Below are 25,015 nucleotides of genomic sequence, written 5' to 3'. Positions count from 1 at the left end.
GGTCAAGTCGTCTCGCGTGGGCGGCTATCCCGGGCTGGCGGCTTAGCGGTATGCGTGGCAGAGAATCCGCTGGTCGCTGGTGTGAGGAGGGGCGTGGAGGCGGTTCAGGCAGTCCCTCGATCGCCGGAGGTAAGGTTCGGTAGCGCTTGCCGCCGAACCGCCGCGCGAAGCTGGTACGGCAAGCAGCTTGTCAGGCTGGCGGCGCCCCACGACGACGCGGACAATGCCGCCGTCAGTGACGCTTGTGAGTGCCACCACTGCCTGATATGACTTCGGCCTGTCGTCGGCGCGCCGAGGCTGGCCGGTCACGGGCTCCCTGATGGGACGTCCGCCGATCAACCATGCCCGACCCCGGCCACGGCCGAGGCCAGCGCGCCGGTGACGTTTCGTAGTGTTCAGGCGGTGGTGGTGACGGTTCTCGGTGGGAGTGAGCGGTGGCGCGTACCTGGCTGTCCGTACGGGTCGAGTTGGTCTCGGGTCGCGGTGTCGACCTGTGGCCTCGGCCGGGCAGGGTCTTCGCGGCGAGCCGGTCGCATACCTTCGCCCAGCTCGCTGACGCGATCGATGTGGCGTTCGCCCGTTGGGACCTGGCCCACATGCACATGTTCACGCTGGCCGACCAGACCCAGATCACGCCGCTTGAGCTGTGGGACGGCGAGGCGCCCGAGGGCAGCGTCGACAGCGACCGGACCAAGTTGAGTCGCCTGGGTGGCGGTGAGCAGTTCGCGTACGTGTTCGACTTCGGTGACGACTGGGCGCACCTGTGCACGGTCGCCGAGTCCCGCATCGACCCGCTGGAGACGCTCGGCGGCCTGCCCGGCGAGCCGATGCCGTACTTCGGGTGGGGTGACCTGCCCGATCAGTACGGACGGTGCTGGGACGGCGACGACGGCGAGGCACCGCCGCCAAAAGCGCCGCGGCGACCGCTTGCCGAGCTTCCGCCGCTGCTGCCGTGGTGGGGACCCCGCCAACGCGGACAGTAGTAACGGCCCGAAGTCGCCGGACGGGGCGCGCCCTGACGTGCTGACCTGCCTCTGCATGAGCGAGTTCGTGCTACGGGCTTGTGATCGACGAGATGACCGGCCGGAAGAGGTAAAGGCAGCCTGTTCGCCGGCCAGGCTCTGATCGTGTGCCCCGGCCTGGGGCGCTCGGCGGCAGGCCATCTCTCGCTGGGCCGGGTGCGGAACCGCAGGTTGCCTTCCCGCGCCTCAGCTGGGGCTCGGGCGCACGCGGCCGGCGGCAGGGCAAGACGGCCGATGGTGGGGGCGGGTCAGTTCGAGGTGCGCTGACAACCGCGGGCCGGCAGGGTGACGGGAACCCTCGCTCGGGGCGTGAATTGGTGCCACCGCGTGCTGGTAGGTCGATGGTGACCGCCGTTCCGGGTGTTGGCCCACTCGGCGCGCCTATGATCGATCTTGGGCCCGTCTGCGGTCGTCTCTTCGCATGTCGCGGTTCACTGCCCGGCGGCGGCGCCACTTTCGTCTGGCGGCGCTGCCGCCGTCAGTGCTGAGCAGGCGGCGGGTTCCAGTCGTGCTCGTGATGTTGCTGTCCGCGTTCGGGACGGGCCGGTTCGTTGCTTCCTGGGCATCGTCTACGTCACCGGCACGGGGCCTGGACCGCATGGCGGAGCGTTCGAGATGCGTTGGGCCGTCGCGCCGGTAGAGGTTGATGTGCTCATCATTCGTCGTGGCTGGCTGGGATCACCAAGTCCACGTTCGGGGCTCCGGGTCCGGCCGAGCAGCGTGGTGGCGAGGGGCGGCAACCAGCCGACCGGCCGCGAGGGCGGGTGGGCGAGGTGACGCGGGCGACGCCGAGCTGCGGGCGGGGAGTTGTTGCTGATCTTCTGAGGGTGGGTGGTCTTCGACGATCGCTCTGGTGCGATGAAAAGTCAACGGCTTGCGCCGGTCACCTTCACGGCGGCGTCTGGCGAACGTCGTTGTCGTCCTGGCGGCCGCGGACACGCGCCCATTATCGCTTGTCAGACTCGGCCCGGTCCACGGGCGGCAGCCTGATCATTGGTCACCACGTGGGACCTTCTCGACCCTGCCGTCGTGGGATGTCAGCGGCCTCCTTGGGGGAGGAAGCGGAAGGAGACTCCCTCCTTTCGGAGGGAGTCTGGAACTGTCACCGCCGGTCACGAGGGCCGGTTACCGGCGGTGTGCTGCGCTGACAGCCGCCTTCAGCCGTTGCGCGGGGTGCGACGGTGGTGAGCGGGTGGTGAAGGCACGGTGAAGCCCCGGACGAAGGGGTCACTGAAGCCCCAGAACGAGTCGCCGGATGGCCGCTCGCCGACGATCTCTCCGCGCCCCTCACCTGCCAGCCGTCGAGCGCCGCCTTTGTGGGCGGTCATCGACGAGCCCGACGCCGACCTCCCGGGCCCAGTCGGCCCGCGTGGGTTCGCGGTCCGGCCTTGCGGGCGTCGCGTGGAAACTCCCACGTCCTCAAACCGGCTCCTGTCAGCTCTGGCGAACGCCCCGGGCCTCTTACAACGATCTGACACGGCTCCGACAAGGGCAGCCGCCGGGTCTGACAGAGCAGCTCAGCGGCCATGCGCCCGTCAAGCAGCTTGGGGAGGCCCCGGCCGCCGGCGTTCAGGCGTTTCCGTCACGGCCGGTGTCCGGCGGTAGCGTCAGGATCCAGCCGCGATGCTCTGACATCTGGCGCGCCCGACCGCCGAACCGGTGAGATCGGCGTGCGAGGCGAGATTCTCCTGCCAGGGCTGTCAGGGCAGCCTCGCCGCTGTTAGAGGTCTGTTAGATCAGGGGGGCGTTCGCCTGAGCTGACAGAGCCCGTTTTGAGGGTGTCAGCGAACAGCACGGCGCGGAGCGGCCTATCCCGTCCAGCCGGGGTTGGGTGAGCTCCAGTGGCGGGGAAAGGGCGTGGGCGATCTAGGCGCGGTTGTCAACGGCCAATCAGATCTCCCCGTAGGCGGCCAGTAGTTTTCCCCGCTGGCGGCCACGGTTTCTCTCCAACGGCGGCCAGATAGTTCCCCGCCCTCGGGTGGTGCTGGTTTAGGGGTCCTAACAAAATGATCTCTGGATGTCGCGTCCCTTGTAGAGGTTGATCTACGATGTCGGGCCGTGAGGCGTGGCGAGCAGCCGCCGTGGATCGTGCCTGACGGGCTGTGGCAGCGCATCGAGCCGCTGCTGCCCAAACCTGAGCGCAACCCGCGGCACCCGGGGCGTAAGCGGATCCCGGACCGGCAGGTGCTGTGCGGGATCTTGTTCGTGCTGCACACCGGCATCCAGTGGGAGTTCCTGCCCCAGGAGCTGGGGTTCGGGTCCGGGATGACCTGCTGGCGGCGCCTGGAGGAGTGGAACCGGGCCGGGGTGTGGCAGCGGCTGCACGAGCTGCTACTGGCCGAGTTGCAGGCGGCCGGCAAGTTGGACTGGTCCCGCGCCGTGATCGACTCCTCACATGTGCGGGCCGCCCGACGCGGCCCAAAAGCGGCCCGAGCCCAGTCGACCGCGCCCGCCCGGGCTCGAAGCACCACGTCCTGACCGAGGGCGCCGGCATTCCCCTGGCCGTGTCGCTGACCGGCGGCAACCGCCACGACGTCACCCAACTGCTCCCGCTGATCGACAAGATCCCGCCGGTGCGAGGCCGTCGTGGCCGGCCCCGCCAGCGCCCGGATCAGGTCTTCGCTGATCGTGCCTACGACCACGACAAGTACCGTCGGGCGGTGCGGGCCAAGGGCATCCGGCCGCGGATCGCCCGCCGAGGTCAGGCCCACGGCTCGGGGCTAGGAGTGTTCAGGTGGGTGGTCGAGCGCACGATCGCCTGGTACCACGGCATGAAACGGCTACGGATCCGCTGGGAACGCCGCGACGACATCCACGAAGCCTTCCTTGCCCTGGCCACCTGCATCATCACGTACCGACACGTCGTACGACTTTGTTAGGACCTCTTAGTGCAGGGCTTTGACGCCTTGTCCGGCGGTGGCTTGGTTGAACCGGTAGCTGTCACCCTGGGTCACGACGACGTGGGCGTGGTGCAGGAGCCGGTCGACGGTGGCGGTGGCCAGAGTTTTGGGCATGATCTCGTCGAAGCCGGACGGGTGCAGGTTCGAGCTGACCGCGAGGCTGCGTCGTTCGTAGGCGGCGTCGACGAGGCGGTAGAAGCCTTCGGCGGCGTCCGGGGAGACCGGTAGCAGGCCGATGTCGTCGATGATGATCAGGTCGGTGCGGATCAGCCTGGTCATCGCCCGGGCGACGGAGTCGTCGGGCCGGTGCCGGCGGACCATGACGCCGAGGTCTTCGATGGTGAACCAGGCGACGGTCATGCCGGCCTCGACGGCGGCTTGGCCGAGGGCTTCGCAGAAGTGGCTCTTGCCGGTGCCGGATGGGCCGCAGATGGACAGGTTCTCCTTGCGGTGCACCCATTCCAGGCTGCGTAACGCGTCCTGGGTCGGCCGTGGGATCGACGATGCCTGTTCGTCCCAGTCGCCGAAGGTCTTGCCCGCCGGAAACGCGGCGCGTTTGCGGCGGGTGCGCAGGTTGGCCTGGTCCCGGCCGGCGGCTTCCTCGGCCAGCAGAACGCGCACGACCTCGGCCGGGTCCCATCTTTGGGCTTTCGCGGTGGGGATCAGGTCGGCCATGGCCCGGCGCAGGTGCGGCAGTTTCAGCCGTCGGGTGAGCTCGATCGCTTCGGTCAGCGGGTCACCGGCCGGTCCGGTGACCCGCGAGGGGGTGAGGGTCACTGCTGTTCTCCAGTCGTCGTGCCGAAGGTCGACCAGGCGGAGGTGCCTGGCTGCAGGCTGTGGGTTTCACTGGCCCGGGTTGGTGCCGCGTCGTCGTCGCGTTGGTGGGCCAGGATGCGGATCAGGTCGTTGTCGGCGAACCGGCCCGCCAGTGCCGCGGTCCCGAGGGCCCGGTCAACCCTGTCGACACCGTGCAGCTTGGCCAGGGCGACGGCTTCGGCCATCTTGCGGCGGACCCCGCGGACCCCGGCGGCTGCGGCTTCGACCAGCCACGCGGCGGCGCCGGGGCCGAGGGCGAGGAACGCGGCCTCGTCAGCGGTGCGGGCCCTCGGCACCCGCTCGGTCGTGTCGGACTGGCGCGATCGGGGCGGGTAGTGCTCATCGAGAATTGACGGGCGGCCAGGCTGAGCCCGCTGGTGGCGGGCAACCTCGGCCGGCCCGGTGTCGCCGACGGCGGTGACGATGAGTTCGTCACCGTGGAACCGGGCCCAGACCCGAGTGTCGACCAGGTGGTGGGGCACGGAGTAGCGGACTCCGTCGACGGAGATGGTGCAGTCCCAGTTCACTCGGCGGGTGGTGCCGAACGCGACGGTGAACGGCTGCGCCGGCAACGGATGCAGCCGATCCCGTTCCTCCAGCAGAGCTTCGGCCGGTCGGCGGCGGGTGTCGCGGTGGATGCGGGCGTTGACCTCGTCGGTGAAGTCACGGCAGGCCGCCTCCAGCTCAGCGAACGTGCGGTACTGGCCCAGCAGGTTCGCTGTGGTGGGGACCAGGTCCGCCTTGGCGATCTTCACCGTGTTCTCGGCGCCGCCCTTGGACTGCGGGTCCGCCGGCACGCAGGTGCGGATCGTCATCCCGTAATGCCGGGCCACCTGCACGATCTCCGGGTTGCGCACCGCGATGTCCGCGACGTGCTCGACCGTGATCGTCTTCTCGTTGTCGGTCAGCACATAGGCCGGCACCCCGCCGAGGCGCCGCAGGGTGGCGTCCAGGCAGGCCACGACCGCCGGCAGGGTCTTGTCCAGCACCGGAATCACCACCCGGAACCGGGACCAGGGCAGCCAGGCGCACCACAACGTGGTCCGCCGGCCGCCGATGCGTGGCCCTTCACCCCAGTCGAACTGCAGCCACAGCCCCGGCTCCGGGATCCACGGGCGGAACACCCGCCGCTGCCACGCCTGCCACGACTTCTTCACGGCGGCGACCGCCCGGCGGGTAGTGCGTTCCCCACCGGCGAAGCCCATCGCGGTGATCCGCCGATGCACCACATCGGCGCGGACCCGGCCACCCGAACGGGCCACCAACTCCTCGATCTTGTCCATGAACTCGTCGATCGGCCGAGCCCGCTGCGTCCGCTCCTCGGGGCTGCGCCCCTCGGCCCGCAACTTCACATACCGGGCCACGGTGTGGTGGTCACACCCGGCCAGCTCGGCCGCCGCACGGTAACTACCCGTGAGGTCGTACGCCTCCAAAATTTCCACGATCTCCCTGCCGCGCTTCACGCCGCCGACCCTCGCCGACCAGCGTCTCGTCATGATCAGCGGGGAGATATCTGGCCATCCACGGGGAGAACCCTGGCCACCAGCGGGGCGGTAAATGGCCGCCTATGGGGATCTTTCACTGGCCGCGGACACGCGGTCAGCACGCCGTGGTCGGCAGCCAGCCGAGCGACGTGGTCGCGGACGGTCAGCGTGGATTGGGCGCGAAGCAGATGGTTGGACATGGTCTGGGTCTCCCGCTTGGGTAAGGGAAAGACCGGAGGGTCTTTGTCGGCTGGGACGGATTCGATCACCGGCGGCGTGTACTGCGGTGACAGCCGCGTCCGGGGTCCGTTTCGGGGTCAGGTTCAAGGGCGACCCAGCAACGGGGGCCGACACCGACGCCAACACGGGCCCCGGGCACGGGTCACCGGGCCGCTCGACCTCACTCCAGGCTAGGGAGGAACGCCTCGTGGACGACGTGACGGCCAGGCGCAGTGAGGTTGGCGGGCACCGGGTCCGCCGACGCGCTGGCACGCGACGCCGCTGCCGGGCGGCGACAGCGCCAAGGGCGATCCTCAGGGGCGGTCAACGGAACCGGGCAACCTACCGTGCCCCCATTTATGAACCGTCGTTTGTGTGCTCGGACGAACGCCTGCCGAACTCACAGCCACTCACAGCAGCCTGCCGCGCCGCGCGCGCCAGCGGTCAGTGGGATCTCCCATCTGCGCCCTGAGCAGGGCTGTGAGTGCGAGCGGACGCGGAACCTGTCACCCAAGGAGGCATCCCCGAGGCGAGCACGGCCTCACTGACACCAGGCCCCTCGCGCCGCTCACAGCCGCTCACAGGAACCCATAGCGGCTCACACGCCCACCAGCCTGGTCGGCGACGGCCGGCGCGGCAGCCCCCTGTCTGCCTCCGGCTGCTGTGATACGGCGGCAGACGTGCCGTCATCAGCGCCTTCCCACGCAGTGAAGCACCGAGCGCCACCGCCGCGGGCGTGACGGACACGTGGTGCCGCCGCGCCATGTCAGAGAGGCCCGTCGATTGATGTGGGCGTGATGGCCATGGCGCCGCCGTCCCAGCTCGCCGGCCGCATGTCCGGACACGCACCCAATGTCAACGAAGAACGCCGATTGACACCGTGGCCGTTGACACGGCAACGGCGGTCGCGCGGAGGTGTCCGCGGCACGGGTCGCCGGCGATCGTGGCACGCGCCGGCGCGCCCTGACCTCGTGTCCGGAACACCACCCATGTCATCGGCGCCGGTCGTTGACATTTTGTCTGGCAGGGCCGTTGAGCAGGGCGTTGACATGCTCGCGGACACCTGCCGCGGGCGCTGGACGCTGTGCGGGTGGCCACGCTGGACACGTCCTTCGCCGACGTGGCCATCGCGGTCGTGACAGTCGACCTGGCCACGCGGCGCGGACACCACTGCGCCGTTGACACCGGCGGCCACGGTGCCGTGTCACGGCACCGTGGCCATGTCCGGCGTCACTGGCATGTTGTCCGTCCACCGGGGTGAGTGTCACGCACGGGGCTGCCGCCGACGTGAGCGGAGTGCCATGTTCGTCGATGACATGCCCGGCGGCCACTGGGCCATGTCATCGACGGATACCTCTGTCGCTGCGCGCCGGTGGCGGTGGCCCGTCGGCGGGAACAGGCGTGGGCTGGCGCGGGACCCAGCGACACGAGACGCGAGAGGCAACTCTGCGAGCCGTTGTGAGCCGTTGTGAGTCGCTGTGGGTGGGGCAGGCGTTCGCCAGAGCACACAAACGCGGGTTTAAGAGTGTCAGCGCGTCGCAGGCGCGACGCGACCACCAGATAAGCGAGCACGGCCGTATCAGCGGGGGCCTTCACCTCGTCGGCCCCCACCGGGTCTCGGGTCGGCCGGACCCTGACCGATCCGGTTGCCGGGCGATCCGCCCCGCCGTGTGGCGCGCCGTCGGCCCCCGGGCGGCGTCCGCTGCCGTATCGGCGTCGGGTCGGGCCTGCGGCCTCACCATGTCCGCCCGTATCCAGCCGGGCGACCTGTCTCTTGATCCACCGGAAGGACCACTTCGCGATGACCACCCCTGAGCGCCACTCCAGTCCCGTACCTCCTGCCTGCCCGTCCTCGGACGGCTCCGACGGCGTATGGACCGCGCAGCGGATTCGCGCCCTGGGCCCGGTCACCGACCTGACCACTGCGGCGCGGATCTTCGGGCTGTCCCGGTCTGTCGCCTACGACTTGGCCAAGCGCGGCCAGTTCCCGGTCGCGGTGTTGCGTTTCGGTAGCCGCTACCGGGTGCCGGTCGCTGCCATCCTCCACGCCCTGCACCTGCCGGCCACCGACGACCCCGAGCCGATCACCCCACCGCCCGACGACGGCGACTTGATCGCGGGTGGAAGGCACGCGTCGATCACCCCGGACCGAATCCGCAGCCACCGGCTGCCGCAAACCACGACCGAAGGGAACACCTGATCATGGCGGAAGGATCCGTCTTCAAACGCTGCTCCTGCCGCGACAGCGACGGCCGTAAAATCGGCAACCGCTGCCCCCAACTCCGCCGCACGGGCGGAGCCTGGAGTCCCACCCACGGCCGGTGGGCCTACCAACTCGAACTACCCACCCACCCCGGCCAGCCGCGCCGGCAACTCCGGCGCAGCACCTTCGACTCTCGCGACGCCGCCACCACCGACCGCGACCACGCCAAAAGCCTCCTCGCGCTCGCCGGCGACGACCCGGGCGTCGCCGCCGAGATCGCCGACCTGCTCCTCGCCGTCGCCTCCGGCGCCCCGCTGCCGGATCGCGACACCATCGCCAGAAGGGTCAGGGCCGGGCTGCCCGCCACCGCCGCGACGACCGTCGGCGAGTACCTCCACTCATGGCTGGCGGCACGGCGCGGCATCGAACCCGCCACCGTCCTGACCTACGCGTCACACATCCGCATCCACCTGGTCCCGCACCTCGGCGACATCCCCCTGGTCAAGTTGCGGGTGGAACACATCGAGGCGATGTTCACCGCCATCGCCGACCGCAACACCGCCATCGAGATCGCCCGCCAAAGCGACGACCCCGCCATCCGCGCCAGCGTCCGCGGCGTGCGCCTTACACGGCCGTCCACCATGCACCGCATCCGCGCCACCCTGCGCAAGGCCCTCAACGACGCCATCCGCAGAAGCAACAACCGGCTCATCGACTTCAACCCCGCCGCCCACGTCGAACTACCCTCCGCGACACGCCCCAAAGCCAGGGTGTGGACCGCCAACGCCGTACAGAAATGGCGCGGCACCGGCGAACGGCCCAGCCCCGTCATGGTGTGGACCCCGCAACAGGCCGGCGAGTTCCTCGACTACGCCGAGGACCACGACATCGTCCTCTACCCGCTGTTCGTGCTCATCGTCCACCGCGGCCTGCGCCGCGGCGAGGCCATCGGACTCACCGACACCGCCGTCGACCTCGACAACGCCTTGATCAGCGTCACCCAACAGCTGACCACCCACGGCTACACACCCGTGATCAAGAAGGTCAAATCCGAATCCGGCAACCGGGTGGCGTCCCTGGACAGCTTCACCCACGCCGCGCTGCGCGCCCACCACGCCCGCCGCGCTCAGTGGAAACTGGCCTGCGGCGCCGCGTGGCCCGACACCGGACTGTTCTTCGTCCAGCCCGACGGGCAGCCCTGGCACCCCCACGCCGTCACCGACCGGTTCGAAGCCCTCGTCCGCGACTCCGGACTACCCCCGATCCGGCTGCACGACCTACGACACTGCGCCGCCACCTACCTCAAAGCAGCCGGCGCCGACCTCAAAGACATCCAGGAACTCCTCGGCCACTCATCCCTCGCCATGACCGACATCTACACCTCCGTCATCGCCGAACTCGACATCGAACGCGCCAAAGCCGAAGCCGCCGCCAAACTCGTCCCCCGCCGCCAACGACGCGGACAAGCCGCGTAACGCGCGTACACAACTCGCCTTCGCCGATGGTGAGCGACGCCGGATGCGGTCGACACGCCAGAACGGGTCGATCGCATCCGGCCGGCCACCGCGCACAACCCAGACAGCCAGCACCGCGTTCACCTATCGCCGGAGCCGCCCCTGGGCGCTCCGCCCCACCCACCCAACACCGACGCCACCAGGTGGCCTGGCCGAAGGGCAGCGGTGGCCCACGCCGTCGCTGCCGAGTGCGCCGCCCGGCGGCACCGGGCCGCGCTCCACCAGCGGCGGCGAGCGACGTCGCCTGGCGTCATTCCATCGGTGGGTGCTCGGTGGGTGCTCGCACACCAAGGCCCCAAATCCGACAAATGCCCACGCCGAGAGCGGAGAGAAACAGTGATGCCCGACTATTTTCCCAGTTCAAACGTGGGCCGCCGGGGACTCGAACCCCGAACCTAAGGATTAAAAGTCCTCAGCTCTGCCAATTGAGCTAGCGGCCCGCCGAGCCACAAGGCTACCCGAGCCCGTGCCCGCTCGGCGCACGGCTTTCCCAACGCCCTGCCGGGGGCCAACCCCTGCCTCGTCTCTGCTGGTCACCGGTGCGGCGCGCATCGTGGTGGGACGGCGGCACGAACGGGTCAACGATGGTGTGACCTGACTTCAGTTCGACACCTGGCACCACCGGATGCGTGGACGACCAACGTGACGGCGGAAGTAGCCGGAGCCAGCCGAATGCCCCGACGATTACCGGGAGGAGCCGTGACCGATGCTTTGCCTGCTACCGCTACTACGACAGGAAGCCGTCCTTGGCGCCTCTCAGGAAGCTCATCCAGGCCGTGCGGCTGAAGACGAGGGCCGTACCGGTCGGATCCTTGCTGTCCCGCAGGGCCACTGCGTCGGCGAGATCGGCGACCTCGACGCACTGGCCGTTCCCGCTCGATCGGCTGCTCTTCCTCCATCGGGCGCGGGACAGGTCGGCGGGGGTCATCCCGTACCTCCTTTCTGGCCGATCGCGGCGGCTTGCTCCTCGATCAGCTTGATCGAGTTGGCGGGATCCAGCGCGGTCGCACGAAGGTGTTCGAACGTGGTGGCGTAGCGGCGAACATCTGCCTCACGTTCGAGGAACAGGTCGCCGGCCATGCTGTCGACGTACACCAAGGCAGGGTCGGCCGGGTCGGGGAAGTCCATGACGACGAACGACCCGGGCATGCCGGCATGTGCGCCGCTGGTGAACGGGATGACCTGGAGAGTGATGTGCGGCTGGTTGGCCGCCCCCACCAGCGCCTCAAGCTGTTCGACCATGACCTCCGCCCCACCGGTCAGCCGGTGCAGGACGGCTTCGTCGAGGATCGCCCAGACACGCAGCGGGTCGGCCTTGCGGAGCGACTCCTGGCGCTGCATCCGCGCCTCCACTCGGGCCTGCACGTCCGCGTTGGTCGCGAACGGCAGGACACCGCGGATCACCGCGCGGGCGTAGTTCTCGGTCTGGAGTAGGCCGGGGACGAAGAGGGATTCGTAGTTGCGTACCGAGCGGGCTTCCGCTTCGAAGCTGATGTACGTGGTGTACAGCTCCGGCAGTTCTGACTCGTACGCCTGCAGCCAGCCGAGCTGCGCGGCCTGGCGCGACAGGGCGATGAGTTCGCTGCGCTTGTCCTCGTCGGTGACGCCGTACTTGTCGAGCATCGCCATCAGGGTGCGCCGCTGCGGGCGGACCTTGGCCGTCTCAATCCGATAGAGCGTGGCGGGGTTGATGCCGGTCTGCTCGCTGACCTCATCGCGCGTGAGGCCGGCTGTGGTTCGCAGTCCGCGCAGCTCCGCCGCGAGCCGCCGGAGGCGCACGGTGGGTGGCTGCCGTCGAGCTGACAACTCCATGTCCCTTCGCTCCTGTCGTAGTCAGAGTGTGCCTGCCGTGCGGATGCAATATCCAGGCAGGCCGAGCAGGTGACCTACATGCGAATGCAAGCCTTGCATTATCCCTAATGCGTGGGCACTATATGCATGAGCATGTCAGGCCGGCGCGGCACACGAAAGCCGCGCGGTACGGCGGCGGCCCGCGCTCCCAGGGGCTCGCCGCTCGTCCGGCCTCGGATGCCTCTTGATGGGACGCAGTCCGGAACCCGAGGCGGGCTGCGTCCCCGAGGGGCCGAGTCAGGGAGGTAACACGTAGTGGTCCCGTCCCTTGTACTGGTGGTGGTCGCGGCGCTCGGCTTCGCCGCCGGACTGCTCCTGTTCAGGGTCAAGTCCCGGTGGTGCCCGCGGTGCGGCTCGGTACTGAACTGCCCTGACTGCGGCGGGCGCAGGTCCCGTCCGTACCCAGGCCGGGCTCGCTGGACGGGCTGGCTGTGACCCCCACACCGATCACACCCCACGTGACCGTCTCACCCGGCGACGTCGTCCACCTGCGCGAACGCGACTACCAGCACACCACCGGCCCGCTACGGCTGCGCATCACCTGCGTCCGTCTCGACCTCAGCATCTGGTACGACGGGCAGTGGGTGTGGCTCGAAGGCGTCGAGATCCGAGCAGACGGCCAAGCCGGACCCCACCGGCACGTACTTGCCCACGTCGCCGCCCTCCCGAAGCCGGAGGCGTGACATGGCCGCCACCGTCTACCTGTCCGCAGCGGTCATCGATCAGCTCACCGCCGCCCAACGAGTGCTCGACGAGCACGTCACCTCCAGCGCCTCCGGCTACTGCCAGCGCTGCCACCTCGCCGGACCCTGCCCCGCCAACGAACAGGCCGCCGCCGCATTCGCCCGCTACGGCCGCCTCCCCCGCAGGACACCCGGCGCCACCCGCCCCGAACTCATCAACGCCCGCCGGTTCGCCGTCCGACCCGACCGCGCTACCGCTCCCACATTCGCACCCATCCGGAGGTAGGAATCATGACCTTGCCCGGCATTGCCGCTGCCCTGCGCGACGTCCACCTCTCGATCAGCCAGCAACACGAGCTGACCAAGGTTGTCATCCAGAACGCCGAGAGCGCCCGAGCCGAGTTCCGAACCCTCACCGCTGGAGCCGCCAACCCCCTGGTCAATCGCGTGCTGGGAAACTACGCCCAAGGGATCGTGAAACTCCGGGACGGCTCCTGGCTGCTCGCCGAAGCCGGCGGGATCCTGGCCGAATACGCACGGGCAATCGGCGTCGACATCCCAGCACACCAGCCCTCCGACGACCGGCGCACCCTCAATCCGGTCCCCGACGGGCGAGCCGAACCCCGTCCCGGCCTGCCCGGACAGCGGGCCGCCCAGAAAGACGAGCCGTCAAGACCCGACGCGCAGAGCTGACCCCAGCGGGTCCCACGGCATCACGGCGCTCGTGGCGACGGCCGGGGAATCAACCGCCGGTCGTCGCCACCGCCACCAGATGCCGGCCGACGAGATCCTGCGCCTGCTTGGCCTCGTCCACGCCCTCTTCGAGGCGGACGGGTGCCTGCCGACAGGCGCGGACAGCACTATTCAGCAGGTTGTTGCCACCGCCCCTGCTGACCTTTTGGAAGTGGGCCTGGGCCTTGTTCACGGAATCGACGACCTCGGCGATGCCCCGACCCACCTGGTCAAGCGTCTGCAACACCATGCTCAGCTCCGCCATCACCGAACCGATCGGCCCCCCACTGCGGCCGGCGGCGATCCGGTCCAGTCCCGCGTTCATCGCACGGCCGACCAGCCCGCCGACCTTCATTCCGGCGTAGGCGGCGCCGACCGCGATTAACGGCGACGGGTGGTAACCAGCGGCGTCGACCGCAGCTGTCGCCGCCACAGCCATCCCAGCACCAGCCGCCTTGCCGACCTTCTCACTGACGTTCTTGATCCCGTCCCGGGCTGATTCCACTGCCGTGTCCATCAGCGCGCGTCCGGCCGACCGTCCAACATTCCCGAGCCGGGAGCCGGATGTCCCGGCCCGGTTCGTCTGCCGCCGCCAGCTCATCGCTACAACGTCTTGTCGAGGACCGCACAGCCTGCGGAAATGAGCAGCGGCAGGTTGCCAGCGATCGCCTTCGCGGCCTCGTCCGGAGTAAGCGAATCGATATCCTCGCCCTGAGCTCGGCCTTGCTCGGCATCTTCGGCCAGGCCTGAGCATGCGGCCCACAGCGACTCCTCCGTGATGGAGAAGGCCCAGATCCCGTAGACCGTCGCGCTCACTTTCAGTAGAGGTTGGCCGTTGTGGCCGATCCGTTCCCACCCGGGCTCGTCGGCGGTGTTGCCCATGCCCTCCGCCGTGGGATAAAGCTTGAGCTGGCGAAAGGCTGTCTCAAGCGAGCCATTTGGATCGAGCTCGAGAAGGAGACCGCGTTCCAGCAGCCGGTCGATGACCTGCATTGGTTCGGCGGGTCCCTTCCCGGCCGCGAGAACGTCGTCGCGAAGCGTCCTCCGATTGATCTCCAGCCGAGCGTGACGTTGGGGGTCGAGGAACGCCCGTCCCCAGACCTGGAATTCGTCGGCGCTCAGCTGTTCGTACTCCTGACCGAGCCGGACCCGGTAGAACTCTGGCTCCGGATCAGGTGGGGTGACGTACCGGTAGGAGGGGCCGAGGTTGAGGCCGACGGGGACGATGACGGTGGGCATTGGAAGGACCTTCCGGGGTTCGGTGTCAGAGGACGGCGTTGTACTTCTCGGTCTGGGCGATGGCGGCCTGGATCAGGCCGGCACCCTCGCCGAACTTCTGCTTGGCGGCGCTGAGCTTGCCGATGGCACCCATGACGGCGGGCTGCTGAGTGCCGGCAGCGAGGGCCTGGAGCACGGCGATGGCCTTGTCGACCTGGGCGTTCACGCCGGCGAGTTGGGCGAGCGCCTTGTCGGCCTCGGACTTGCCGTGGGCCAGGCCCGCCTTGATGTCTCCGATGGTGGCCAATGGATGTTCCTCCCCTGATTCGTGGTGTCCAACGCCCCGCCGCCGGTGGCAGGTGCGTCTGCGGGTTCAGCCTCGGGTCGCGGCGATGAAGATGAACCACAAGATCGGCATGCCGACAAAACAGATCACTCCGCCTGCCCGCGCGGACCGGGTGCCGCCACCGCCGATGCGGGGTTGCCCGACGAGGCTGATGGTCAGGTAGCCGGCGAAGAAGGCCAGGGCGGGCAGCCCGCACAGGGACCAGGGCACGAGTTGCCAGGGGATGCGGCCGAGGTCGGCGTCGGGGCTGACGGCGAACATCAGCAGCGAAGCGAGGGTGCCGAGCGTCGCCGCGGCGGTGTAGACGAGGGCGTTGCGGGCCAGAGGTGTGAGGCTGGGCAACAGCGGTGGTTGCGCGGCCCGCCGGTGGGCGTGCTCGGCGGCGGTGTCGGCCGCGTCGGCCGCCGCTGTGGCCCGGCTCAGGGCTTCCACAGGGTCGGGGACCGGGCTGGGCGCGATAACGCCGGCGTGGGGTTCGGGCAGCCGGAGGGTCACCGCCAGCTGCTGCAGGTGTTGACGCTGCGCGGTGAGGCGGTGGGTGATCTGGTCGAGGGCGGCTTGCCCACTGCGGCTAGCCGCAGCCTGCTGCTCTGCACGGGCGCGTTCCTCGCGCAGCAAAGCTGCCAGGCGGCGGGCGTGGTCGGTGTAGGCGGCCCAGCCGCCGTCGCGGGGCATCGGGGTGACGGGGTGGTCGGTCATGCGAGGTCGTCGATCTGGTCGAGGGTGCCGGGACGTACGTAGGGGACGATGAGGGTGCGGCGGTTGTCGTGCCGGTCGATCAGCAGCGCCCGATTGGGGCGGGCCTGCCATTCCGACGCGTAGTCCCCGACCAAGGCTCCGATGTCGTTGCCGGGGAGGTTGAGGGCGACGAGGCAAGCGACCTCGCTGCCGCCGGTCGGGCCGAGGTCGTCGGTGAACCGGCCCACGGTGCGCCACCAGCCGAGCAGGTGGACGCCGTGGGTGGGTCCGCTGGCGAGGACGTCTCGCAGGTCGTCGCGCCCGGAGCGGTAGGTGGTGGGGTCGCTGGCGGCGAGGAGGCTGCTGGCGCTGTCGGCGCCGAACACCACCAGGTATGTCGTCTGTCCGGCTGCGGGGGCGGTCGACTGTGCGAGATCCGCCAGCCGTGCCCGGAGTTGTGCCGAAGTGATCGCCTCGCAGGGTTGCCCGGCGGAGGTGACCGCCTCGACGGTGGCATCGGCGGCCTCGTCGGCTGCGGCGACCAGCGGTGCGACCAGGAACCGTGCGGCGCCGGGGGCGTGCTGGCGGGCCAGCCCCGCGGTGGCCGCGTAGAGAATGTCGGCGCCAACTGGTGAGGTGCCGAGCACGGCGAGGTGGCTGCCGGGGGTGGCGTCCAGGGTGAACCCTGCAGTGGGCAGGCCGACGTCGACGGCGCGGCCCACCAGCGCTCGTCGTCGCCGTACGTCCGGTGTCAGGCGGGCGAAGGTGGGGTCCTGGTCGGGGTGCTGTTCGGCGTAGCCGGCGAACACCGCTGGTGGCGCTTCGCCGGGTGGTCGGGCGTTCCACAGCAGGTGCCGCTGCGCGGTAACCGACTCTGCGTCGGCGTTCGGGAACCGGATGACCCGGTTCGCGCCCGCTATGCCGGCTGACGCGTTGATGACCGCGCCGCCGATCGGCAGGGTGTCTGCGCCGTCGTTGAGCTCGTCGAGGACCCCACCTCCACCGGCGAGCGCCACCCGCAGCGGAAACTGCCCGAAGATCGACTCGGTCTTGGTGAACAGGGCCTCCACCCCGGCGATGGTCTGCGACGCCAGGATCAGGTGAATGCCGTACGAGCGGCCTTTGCGGGCCAACTCCTCCAGCAGGGCCACCGCCTGTCGGGCCACCGCGTCGTTGCCCTCGAACAGCACGTGGAACTCGTCGATCACCGCCAGCAGCCGAGGCATCGCCACGTCCGGCCGCCCGGCCCGCAGGTCGGCCAGCTTGGTCACCCCGGCCCGCTTCAGCTCACCCGCCCGGCGGGTCATCTCCCGCGACAGCGTGCGCAGCACCGCCAGCCCGTACTCCCGGTCCGACTCGATGCCGACGGTGCGGGCGTGTGGAATCCATGACGGGTCCACCGCGGTCGGGGTGAACTCCGCGAACGACACGCCCTCCTTGAAATCGAGCAGGTACAGGCCCAACTCGTCCGGCGAGTACCGCGACGCCAGCCCGTAGAGCACGTCGAGGAGGAACACCGTCTTGCCCGACCCGGTACGACCACCGACCAACCAGTGCGGCGTCGCATCGTCCAACGCCAGAACGCAGTCGGCGCGGCCCTCCCGGCCCACCACGGTCCGCAGCCCGTGCACGGACGACTCCTGCCAGATCTCCCCTGGCATCAGCGCCGCGAAGTCGGTCGACGCTTGCACCCGCGCCGTCTTCGCCAACCTGCGGCAGACCGCCTCCACCAGGTCGTCTGGCGGCCCGGCATCCAGCCGCAACGGCACCGCCAACCCCGTACCGTCGGCGCTGAACCGGTGCGGACCCGGCGGATCCGACACCGCAAACAACCCTCCGCCGGCCGCCGTCAGGTGTGTCGTCCGCTCCAACCGTGGTGCCGCCTCCAACCCGGGATGCTGCGGGGGCGGATACCCGGCGAGCAGCAGGAACACCCCTGCCGCCGGTCCGGCGTGCGCGATGGCTGCCAGCCGCGACCACTCCGTACGCCCCGCGCCCTCCGGCAGCGCCGCGACACACACCAGCAGCACCGACGGATCCGACTCGCCGGCCTGGACCCGCTCGATCCGCTCCTCCGCCTCCGTAAGCACCTGCTGGAAACCCGGCAGATCGATCGCCGGCCGCCGCCACGCCTCCGCATCCACCATCGCCCGGAACGGACCGAACACCGCCCCCAACGTCGCGCCGTCTACTGCAGCCACTCGCAGCGCGCCGTCGGGTAGAGCGGCCAGCACCCGCAACAAGACGCCGCGAAGCCACCGAGCGACGACCGGGTTGCGAGCATCCACGTCGGTCGCCAGGTGACCGGCGCCGACGAATGGCACCACCACGGAGAAGCCGGTCCCGGAGGCGGGCGAGGCGTCGCCCAGTCGGATTGGCATCGGGCGACCTACGGCAGCGCCGACCCCGGTGGCCAGGTCGACGGCTGAACTGTCCAATCGGCAACTCAGCCAGCCCGGCGTCAGCGCCACGGCGAGCTGGCGCATTCCGGCAGACAACCGATGAACCTCTGCGCCCGCCTGCGGCGACAAGCCGGCCTCGCCCTCGCGGTCACGCAGCCTCGCACGAGCAGCCTCCACATGCGAGACAGCCTCCCGGTGCGCCGCTACCGCCCGCCCGAACGCCGACGCCACCGACTCCACGCACGTCTCCCCAAACCCATGGATCACGGTCACTCGCGCAGACCCTACCCAAGGCCGCCACTCGCAGTCAGCCCCGAGTTGCTCACCGTGGCACATCTTCCGAGCGATACGGCAACCCCGACTCGGGTCAGCCCCAAAGTCTCTCCGCAGCGACTGGCCCGGCACCGTCCCGCCGAGCGATGCTCCGCCGTGCGCGTCGGACCTGATACCACCCGCCCCGTATGGATGGGAATAGGGTTCCACGAGCCGTATGGGGGCGTAGGTTCGCCGGTGTGGTCGACCTGCCGCTCGCGTCCGCGTTCGTGGTCTTCGACGCCCAGGATTCCGGGTGTCTGTCCTACGGTGTCGAGGCCGGCGGGCGCCGCTGGTTCGTCAAGAAGGCCACCGCGCCGCAGGCCCGTCTCTCACTGACCCGAGCCAGCCAGTTCCACGCCGCAGTGCGGCACCCGGCGATCGTCCGCCCCGAGCGGATCCTCGACGGCCCCGACGGGCCGACCCTCGTTTACCCGTGGCACGACGGCAACGTGCTCAACCAGGCCACCACACACGGCTCGGACCGCAGCACGTTGGCCCGGTTCCAGCAGCTACCCCGCCCCGAGGTCGAGGCGGCCATCGACACGATCCTCGACGCGCACCTGGCCGTCACCACCGCCGGCTACATCGCCGTCGACCTCTACGACGGCTGCTTCCTCTACGACTTCACCGCCCGCCGGATGCGGCTGATCGACCTGGACGAGTACCGGCCCGGCCCCTTCATTCTCGACACCGACCGCCTCCCCGGCTCCCGCCGATACATGGCCCCCGAAGAATTCGCCCGCGGCACCGTCATCGACCAGCGCACCACCGTCTACGCCCTTGGCCGCACCATCCAGCACCTGCTGGACTCCCCAAACGGGGGGCGAGGATCCCCGACCCAAAACCAGATAGCGGCCCGCGCAACCCGCGCGGCACCCGCCGAGCGGTATCACGATGTGACGGGATTGGTCGAGGCCTGGCGCACCGCGCTGAAGTCGTAAGGCACACCCCATAAGCTCGGCCGTCTTGCTCTACACGGCGGTTCATCCCTGATGTGTCTGCCGATCGGTCAGTGTTGAGCGGTGCCGGCCCGATGAGATGGCGATCTGGCGCAGCTGGTACGCCGCCTCGCGAATAGTGTCGCAGGGCCGGGCTAGATTCAGCCGTGTGCGGTTGCTCAGGGGCTGCCAGATCAGTTGCGACGTCGAGGAGGGCCGGTGCGGCTCACACGGGTTTACGTCCGGTTTTTCAAGTCGTTCAACTTCGACTACGAGCGCCGCGCGAAGGAAAGCGCCCAGCGCCACGAATGGGAGATCCTCCCTGAAGGCTGGTATCCGCACGTACGTCTCGACGTGGATCCGCAGGTCACTGCGGTGGTCGGGGCGAACGAATCGGGCAAGAGCCATCTGTTGGATGCGATCGAGTGCGTCATGGGCAAACGACGGGTGACTCGTAGCGACTTCTGTCGTTACTCACAGTTATACTCGGTGGAGACCGATCAGGTACGCCTACCCGACGTTGGCGCCGTCTTCACCGTCGGGCAGGAAGCCGAGTCCGCGCGGCTGGCCGAGTTGGGTGTGACCTGCGCAGTGGACGAGACATTCTTGTTCATGCGACCCGGTGATGGGCACCCGTTCATCGTGTGCGGCGAGACGACAACCGACCTCAGCGACAGCGAGCAGGTGAAGTCTCTTGAGGCGATTCTGCCGCAGGTGCTGCGCTTCTCCACGAGCATCGCCGTTCCCGACAGCGTGCCGATCGCGTCTCTGTGGGGTGGCCGGCTGGGAAGCCTCGCCGACCGACGTGTTCGCGGAGAGTTTCTTGATGCCGCAGAGCAGGCGGAGCCAGAAGCCGACGAAACGACCTGGGCCCAGATCAGCACGAAGCTGTGGTCGTTTGTCCGCCGTCCCGCAACCTCGGCCGAGACGGAGGAGGAGCGCAGGAAGCGCGCCGAGATGGCACTGGCCCGGCAGCTGTTGGTGGACGTCGCGCGGATCGACGAGAACGTCTTCAAGGAGCTGCAGAGGGCCATAACGAACGGCAAGGAAGGCGAAGTCAGCGGCCTTGAAGGAAAGATCAACGAAAGCCTGGCGCGCCACCTGAACCTTTCCCGCTGGTGGAGCCAGGACACCGACTTCAAGCTACGCGTCACGACCCGAGAGCGTGAGCTCGTCTTCACCATCAGGGACCGAACGGGAACCGAGTATTCGTTTGGCGAGCGCAGCCGTGGTCTGACGCACTTCCTCGCCTATTTCGTCCAGTTGCGCGCCCACCGGCCTTCGGAAGAGCGGAGCGAGATCCTGCTCATGGATGAACCGGACGCCTACTTGTCGAACTCAGGACAGCAGGACCTCCTTCGCGTTCTGGAGAACTTCGCCGTTCCAGACGACGGCCTGCGCGCCGATCAGGTCGTCTACGTGACACACTCCCCTTTCCTGATCAACAAGAATGCTGCCTCCCGACTTCGTGTTCTCGACAAGGGCGCGCAGGAGGAGGGCACCCGCGTCGTCAAGGACGTCGTACGCACCCACTACGAACCCCTGCGGTCCTCGCTGGGTACCTATGTGGCGGAGACCGCGTTCATCGGCGGCAAAAACCTCATCGTCGAGGGCACGGCCGACCAGGTCCTTCTGGCCGGAATGTCGAACGCACTCCGTGCACGCAGGCCGGAGGCAGCCCGCCTGCTGGACCTCAACGAGGTCACCATCGTGCCTGCGGGAAGCGCCGACAGCGTCCCGTACATCGCCTACCTTGCGCGTGGCCGCGACCCGATCAAGCCTCCGTGCGTGGCGCTGCTCGACGGCGACGACGACGGCAGGAGGGCCGTCGGGAAGTTGAAGAGGAGCGAGGCGAACCGGAAGCCAGTCTTGGACGAGAAGTTCGTCGTTTGTCTCGATAAGTGGGCCGAATCGACCCGTGCGAAGGCTAGCACTGGTGCGGGTTCAGACGCCGACGGCGGTATCGCCCCAGTCGCATCGACCAAGTCCGGCATCGTCACCGAGATTGAAGATCTCATCCCGCCGCGCATCGCGGTCCAAGCCGCAAGGTCCTACGCCAGCCGGCTGCTTGGACTCGACTCCGAGGAGACCGACAAGATCAAGGAAGGCGATCTCAAGAACCGGCTCGACTCGGGCGGGCCCCTCTGGGACGCGATCCGAGACCTGTTCACGGACACCCTCGGCGAGCACATCGACAAAGTCGGGTTCGCCCGCGAGGTCGTCTCCTACCTGAACGCGCTTCCCCGAACCGGCTCACGTCCATCTGGCGTGAAAGCGCTCGAGGACAACTTCATCAGTCTCTTGAGCCACCTCACCGACCTACTCGACGAAGCTGCGGCGACAGAAGCGCACCGCCGCCGCGAGAAGCGCATGGGGCGCATCGTCCGCGGATTCCTGGACGACTACCAGACCGGCGCCACCCGCACGCTCGCAGACAGCCGATTGCGCGAGATCGAAAGCAGCCTGGACGACTCCGCCGCGCACGATGTTTTTAGGCTTGGCGTCGCGAGACTGCGCCGCGACTTCGCCCTTCGGACAGACCCGACGAAGCCCATCGACGACTTTCCCAGCTTCCGGCAGCGACTGGAGGACCTGACCCGCCAGGAGCGTCTGGAGAGCCAAGAACCTGAGGAAGAACACGCTGGTCCCGGTTACTGACCGATACTCGGAGGGCTTCGTCCGGCCCTTGGTCCGATCTCCCTGCACGTCCACGCCCACCGGCTGGCAGCTCATCAGCTTGGGCACCAACATGGCGCTGTCGGCGATCGCGAAGCCGCCGATACACATCAGGTGGTCCAAGCTAACTGCAACAAGATCCAGTCTTAGGAAGCCCAGGGCGGCGGGTTGCATCCGATGGAGCACTTGCTATCGCCGATGCCGCCCTACGCTGCTGTCGTAGGCTCGGGGGAATCGTCCCTGCTGAGCGTTCCACCAGCGACCATCAATCGCGAAGCAGAGCGCAGTCCTATCCAGCCTGCCCGGGATGAGCCGCTGTGGACCGTGCAGGGCCGGCCCGTCAATCACGCCTTTGAGTTGGGCACGAGGTAGTGCGGGCCTACAAAGCCGACGTGGACGCGGCCAGTGACCCCATCGGTGTCGTCGTAGAAGTAGATGCGGGGTGCAAGGTTGCCCCCGCCCTCGCTGACCTTGATGTGCGCTTCCATGAACACCCGTGGCCCGACACCGACTCGGGGATCGATCGGGAACATCCGCGACTCGGCGTGTTTGCCGTTGCGGAGGGTTTCCGACTCTCGCATCGCAAGCCGTTTGCTGGTGGCTGGCCACCCGCGTGGTTCTCCGCGTTCGCACCACGACCAGAAGTTTCCGCTCACGCCCGCCTGCTTTGCCCGCGCGTACGCGGCGAGGGCCTGCAAGCCGCGCCATGCCTGGTTACCCAGGGCGAAGGCATTCGGGCTGGTGTCGATACCCTGTAGCTCGCGCGGCGCGCTTGCGGGAACGGTCACCGCGTCGCTTAGGTGTTCCTGCGCTGCAGCAACGGCTTCGGAAACGTCCTGAACGGTCTCCGGCACCTCCGTGGCGTCATCGTGCCCCGCAGGCTGCGACGACGTCCAGTACAGATCGGCGAGCCCCCGAGATTCCAGCGTTCGCCGCAGTCGATCGAGGTGGCCGTTTGCCCGGGCAAGATCCCGTTGGACATCTGCGAGTTCCTCGTGAGCGAGATCCACCTGGAACTGCAGCTCCTCGCGAAGCTGCTCTACCTCGGTCGGATCGACCGTGGCCTGCTCGTCGTCCGTGAATACCCGCAGCTCTGCTGGGATTCTCCGCCGGGTCGATAGCTGAGCGACGGCGTACACAGTCCGGTCGATGGCGGCATGCCGGCCAGGGCCGGCAAGCGCGGCTGCCGGGACGTACCGATGCCGCCACCCGTCAGCGTCGGTCTCCAGCGGTGCGGGAACATACGTCCGGATGGCGCCGCCCCAGACCGCCAGCGATCCAAGCGCCTGCCGGAACGCCGCCGTCGCCGCCGGGTCCAAGGCGATGACGGTCGCGATTCCACGCACGCGGTGGGCGATCTGGGATGCGCGGGCGCGCCCTGTGTCCTGGTCACCTGCTGGCGACGACACGACGATGAACGGCAGGGTCCGATCAGGGTCTCGAAGCACGTCGGCCAGCACGGGAACACCAGCCACTTCGATGGGGACCGCGTCGGTGGCCAGGTTGCTTTTCCCCAACGCCGGCCGCTGGAAGAGGACGAGTAGGTCTTTGAGCAGGCCAGGGCCCGCGACGGCGATTCGCTGGCTTGGAGAGTCTGTCTCCATGTCCACGTCGACCCACGCATGCACGCCGATGTCTGTGGCCAGGAGACGCATCCGGACCGACCACACACCCGAAGGCAGGTCCTCCCGCGAGCAAGCCTCGACGCCATAACCCCGGTCATCGTCGATGAGCTTCACGGTTACGGACTTGCCATTGATGATCGTCTCGCCGCTTCCCAGCCTGGCCGCAGCCGGATCGCCGGTGGCCCACCGGCTGAAGCACTCACGCGCCAGATCCACCACCGCGCGTCGGTCAGGCTCCGTCGCGTCCTTCCAGACCGCGCGATACAGCAGGCTCACGTGTCCACAACCTCCCCCGGCCTCAGCCGTATCTGATCGTAGAAGCACCCGGCCGTACGGTCACATCACGCCCATTCGAAAGCTGCCCCAGGCAGCCCGCTACCCGAGACCTTCAGCCCGCCCTCGTGCACGGTCAGCGCCCCGGGCGGTGGTGCAATGCCGGAGGCGGGGGAGGAGTGCGGGTGGGGCGGCCCGTTCGTTGGTAAGGCTGTGAGTGTCCGTGATGATCTGGTGACCGACGTCGAGCGGCGTAGGCGAAACCGCGAGCAGCGGCGGGAGATTCGCCGCCGGCTGGAGGAAGAGGCGGCGGGACCTCCGCCGTTCGGGGTGACCCTTGCCCAGGCTCGGGCCAAGTGGCCGGAATGGGAAGCGGCGCACAACGATCGACGCGAGAAGGGCCGCCGTGTCGCTATGGACAAGGTCGGTCCGGTCGTCGCCAACTTCCTCCTCGACATACACCTACCGGAACTGCCGGCGCCAACAGAGGTCGTTGCCTACGCGCTGGAAATCGAATGCGGGCACGAGGACTTCTGGCTGGTCAAGCGCACCGACGTGTCCAAGCCGCCACCCGAGCGGACCCCGTGCCCGATCTCCTGGTCATGCCAGCTCAACGACGGCAGGACAGCGGTCCGCTATATCGAGCCGGGTGAACCCAAGCCGGAGCACGCCGGGTTCGGCATGACACGATGGTCGGTCACGCTAGCCTGCGGGCACGAGAGCGAGGTGCTGCGCACGGAGGACGAGAAGTCCCGCGTCGGTGACTACATGGTGTGCCGCATGTGTGCGCCGGACGACCCAGACTTCGACGTCGAGATCGTCGCGCTCGGCGAACGCCTTCCCGACGTGATGGTCCAAGACTGGGAAGTGGAACTGAACTGTGGGCACCTCGGCACCGATCACTTCATCCCGGTCAGCTTCCGGCATGATCCGGCCGCGTACCGAGCGCAACATCCCCGCCGCAAGGGGCTCAGCTGCATCGATCGAGCGTGCGACGAGCGAGAAGTGCGCAATGTCCGCCGGCTTGGGGTGGTGGGGAAGATCTGTCAAGCCCCGGGTTTGATGGAGAGTTGGTTAGCTGGTTTTCAGGGGTGCGGTGACCGGGTGGGTCATCGCGTGT

General features: G+C 68.6%; 19 protein-coding genes, 1 tRNA gene and 1 pseudogene. 10 read left to right on the top strand and 11 right to left on the bottom strand.

Going from position 1 to position 25,015, the window contains the following annotated elements:
• The first annotated feature begins 434 nt into the window (after positions 1–434).
• Positions 435–983, top strand: coding sequence for an IS1096 element passenger TnpR family protein (locus AC1WTP_RS30570; RefSeq protein ID WP_481652701.1), 549 nt, complete (start codon positions 435–437; stop codon positions 981–983).
• Positions 984–3,080: 2,097 nt separating this feature from the next.
• Positions 3,081–3,901: pseudogene (locus AC1WTP_RS30565) on the top strand (IS5 family transposase).
• Positions 3,902–3,907: 6 nt separating this feature from the next.
• Here AC1WTP_RS30565 and istB read toward each other — a convergent pair.
• On the bottom strand, positions 3,908–4,699 hold the full coding sequence (gene istB / locus AC1WTP_RS30560; RefSeq protein WP_481652700.1) for an IS21-like element helper ATPase IstB: 792 nt from the start codon (positions 4,697–4,699) through the stop codon (positions 3,908–3,910).
• Positions 4,696–6,201, bottom strand: a complete 1,506-nt coding sequence (gene istA / locus AC1WTP_RS30555; RefSeq protein ID WP_481652699.1) for an IS21 family transposase — start codon at positions 6,199–6,201, stop codon at positions 4,696–4,698. Before istA ends, istB begins: the two co-directional genes overlap by 4 nt.
• A gap of 2,041 nt (positions 6,202–8,242) precedes the next feature.
• Here istA and AC1WTP_RS30550 point away from each other — a divergent pair.
• Positions 8,243–8,641 carry a helix-turn-helix domain-containing protein gene (locus tag AC1WTP_RS30550; protein ID WP_481652698.1) on the top strand — a complete coding sequence of 133 codons (399 nt, stop codon included), beginning with the start codon at positions 8,243–8,245 and terminating at the stop codon, positions 8,639–8,641.
• A gap of 2 nt (positions 8,642–8,643) precedes the next feature.
• Entirely contained in the window at positions 8,644–10,119 is a 1,476-nt protein-coding gene (locus AC1WTP_RS30545) for a tyrosine-type recombinase/integrase (RefSeq protein WP_481652697.1), read from the top strand.
• A gap of 406 nt (positions 10,120–10,525) precedes the next feature.
• Here AC1WTP_RS30545 and AC1WTP_RS30540 read toward each other — a convergent pair.
• From AC1WTP_RS30540 to AC1WTP_RS30530, 3 genes are all read right to left on the bottom strand, one after another.
• A tRNA-Lys gene (locus AC1WTP_RS30540) sits at positions 10,526–10,598 on the bottom strand.
• Positions 10,599–10,885: 287 nt separating this feature from the next.
• Complete coding sequence (locus AC1WTP_RS30535; protein ID WP_120331780.1) at positions 10,886–11,086, bottom strand: DUF397 domain-containing protein; 201 nt, start codon at positions 11,084–11,086, stop codon at positions 10,886–10,888.
• Complete coding sequence (locus AC1WTP_RS30530; protein ID WP_120331781.1) at positions 11,083–11,970, bottom strand: helix-turn-helix domain-containing protein; 888 nt, start codon at positions 11,968–11,970, stop codon at positions 11,083–11,085. The genes AC1WTP_RS30535 and AC1WTP_RS30530 overlap by 4 nt, the downstream gene beginning before the upstream one ends.
• Before the next feature lie 497 nt (positions 11,971–12,467).
• Between AC1WTP_RS30530 and AC1WTP_RS30525 the strand changes: the two genes are divergently transcribed.
• The 3 genes from AC1WTP_RS30525 to AC1WTP_RS30515 are packed head-to-tail and all read left to right on the top strand — an operon-like array spanning position 12,468 to position 13,385.
• Positions 12,468–12,692: a hypothetical protein gene (locus AC1WTP_RS30525; protein ID WP_120331783.1), complete on the top strand. Its 225-nt coding sequence runs from the start codon at positions 12,468–12,470 to the stop codon at positions 12,690–12,692.
• Between the two features lies 1 nt (position 12,693).
• Positions 12,694–12,978, top strand: a complete 285-nt coding sequence (locus AC1WTP_RS30520; protein ID WP_120331784.1) for a hypothetical protein — start codon at positions 12,694–12,696, stop codon at positions 12,976–12,978.
• Positions 12,979–12,983: 5 nt separating this feature from the next.
• Positions 12,984–13,385 carry a hypothetical protein gene (locus AC1WTP_RS30515; RefSeq protein WP_120331785.1) on the top strand — a complete coding sequence of 134 codons (402 nt, stop codon included), beginning with the start codon at positions 12,984–12,986 and terminating at the stop codon, positions 13,383–13,385.
• A 49-nt stretch (positions 13,386–13,434) separates the two neighbouring features.
• On the opposite strand, the gene AC1WTP_RS30510 is transcribed toward AC1WTP_RS30515, so the two are convergent.
• The 5 genes from AC1WTP_RS30510 to AC1WTP_RS30490 form a co-directional block, all read right to left on the bottom strand.
• The gene (locus AC1WTP_RS30510; RefSeq protein ID WP_120331817.1) at positions 13,435–13,863 is read right to left on the bottom strand and encodes a hypothetical protein; all 429 of its coding nucleotides are present in this window, start codon (positions 13,861–13,863) and stop codon (positions 13,435–13,437) included.
• A gap of 164 nt (positions 13,864–14,027) precedes the next feature.
• Complete coding sequence (locus AC1WTP_RS30505; RefSeq protein WP_120331786.1) at positions 14,028–14,663, bottom strand: hypothetical protein; 636 nt, start codon at positions 14,661–14,663, stop codon at positions 14,028–14,030.
• A gap of 25 nt (positions 14,664–14,688) precedes the next feature.
• The gene (locus tag AC1WTP_RS30500; protein WP_120331787.1) at positions 14,689–14,949 is read right to left on the bottom strand and encodes a hypothetical protein; all 261 of its coding nucleotides are present in this window, start codon (positions 14,947–14,949) and stop codon (positions 14,689–14,691) included.
• Positions 14,950–15,015: 66 nt separating this feature from the next.
• On the bottom strand, positions 15,016–15,687 hold the full coding sequence (locus AC1WTP_RS30495; RefSeq protein ID WP_120331788.1) for a hypothetical protein: 672 nt from the start codon (positions 15,685–15,687) through the stop codon (positions 15,016–15,018).
• A complete protein-coding gene (locus AC1WTP_RS30490; protein ID WP_120331789.1) occupies positions 15,684–18,152 on the bottom strand; it encodes an FtsK/SpoIIIE domain-containing protein in 2,469 nt (822 codons plus the stop codon). The genes AC1WTP_RS30495 and AC1WTP_RS30490 overlap by 4 nt, the downstream gene beginning before the upstream one ends.
• A gap of 428 nt (positions 18,153–18,580) precedes the next feature.
• Here AC1WTP_RS30490 and AC1WTP_RS30485 point away from each other — a divergent pair, with 428 nt between their 5' ends.
• Positions 18,581–19,324 carry a protein kinase family protein gene (locus AC1WTP_RS30485; protein ID WP_120331790.1) on the top strand — a complete coding sequence of 248 codons (744 nt, stop codon included), beginning with the start codon at positions 18,581–18,583 and terminating at the stop codon, positions 19,322–19,324.
• Positions 19,325–19,540: 216 nt separating this feature from the next.
• On the top strand, positions 19,541–21,979 hold the full coding sequence (locus AC1WTP_RS30480) for an AAA family ATPase (protein WP_481652696.1): 2,439 nt from the start codon (positions 19,541–19,543) through the stop codon (positions 21,977–21,979).
• A 362-nt stretch (positions 21,980–22,341) separates the two neighbouring features.
• Here the strand turns inward: AC1WTP_RS30480 and AC1WTP_RS30475 are convergent, their stop codons facing one another.
• Complete coding sequence (locus AC1WTP_RS30475) at positions 22,342–23,898, bottom strand: hypothetical protein (protein WP_120331792.1); 1,557 nt, start codon at positions 23,896–23,898, stop codon at positions 22,342–22,344.
• A gap of 231 nt (positions 23,899–24,129) precedes the next feature.
• Between AC1WTP_RS30475 and AC1WTP_RS30470 the strand changes: the two genes are divergently transcribed.
• On the top strand, positions 24,130–25,015 hold an 886-nt coding region (locus tag AC1WTP_RS30470; protein WP_481652695.1), incomplete at its 3' end, for a hypothetical protein.

Source organism: Micromonospora sp. R311 (assembly GCF_056780015.1).
The sequence above is the reverse complement of the archived record's forward strand: the minus strand, read 5'-3'. Positions and strand labels throughout refer to the sequence as shown.

Coding starts and splice junctions, on each gene's coding strand:
- AC1WTP_RS30550 (WP_481652698.1), top strand. CDS start 8,243: ATGACCACCCCTGAGCGCCACTCCAGTCCCGTACCTCCTGCCTGCCCG.
- AC1WTP_RS30545 (WP_481652697.1), top strand. CDS start 8,644: ATGGCGGAAGGATCCGTCTTCAAACGCTGCTCCTGCCGCGACAGCGAC.
- AC1WTP_RS30535 (WP_120331780.1), bottom strand. CDS start 11,086: ATGACCCCCGCCGACCTGTCCCGCGCCCGATGGAGGAAGAGCAGCCGA.
- AC1WTP_RS30530 (WP_120331781.1), bottom strand. CDS start 11,970: ATGGAGTTGTCAGCTCGACGGCAGCCACCCACCGTGCGCCTCCGGCGG.
- AC1WTP_RS30520 (WP_120331784.1), top strand. CDS start 12,694: ATGGCCGCCACCGTCTACCTGTCCGCAGCGGTCATCGATCAGCTCACC.
- AC1WTP_RS30515 (WP_120331785.1), top strand. CDS start 12,984: ATGACCTTGCCCGGCATTGCCGCTGCCCTGCGCGACGTCCACCTCTCG.
- AC1WTP_RS30510 (WP_120331817.1), bottom strand. CDS start 13,863: ATGGCTGTGGCGGCGACAGCTGCGGTCGACGCCGCTGGTTACCACCCG.
- AC1WTP_RS30505 (WP_120331786.1), bottom strand. CDS start 14,663: ATGCCCACCGTCATCGTCCCCGTCGGCCTCAACCTCGGCCCCTCCTAC.
- AC1WTP_RS30495 (WP_120331788.1), bottom strand. CDS start 15,687: ATGACCGACCACCCCGTCACCCCGATGCCCCGCGACGGCGGCTGGGCC.
- AC1WTP_RS30490 (WP_120331789.1), bottom strand. CDS start 18,152: ATGCGCCAGCTCGCCGTGGCGCTGACGCCGGGCTGGCTGAGTTGCCGA.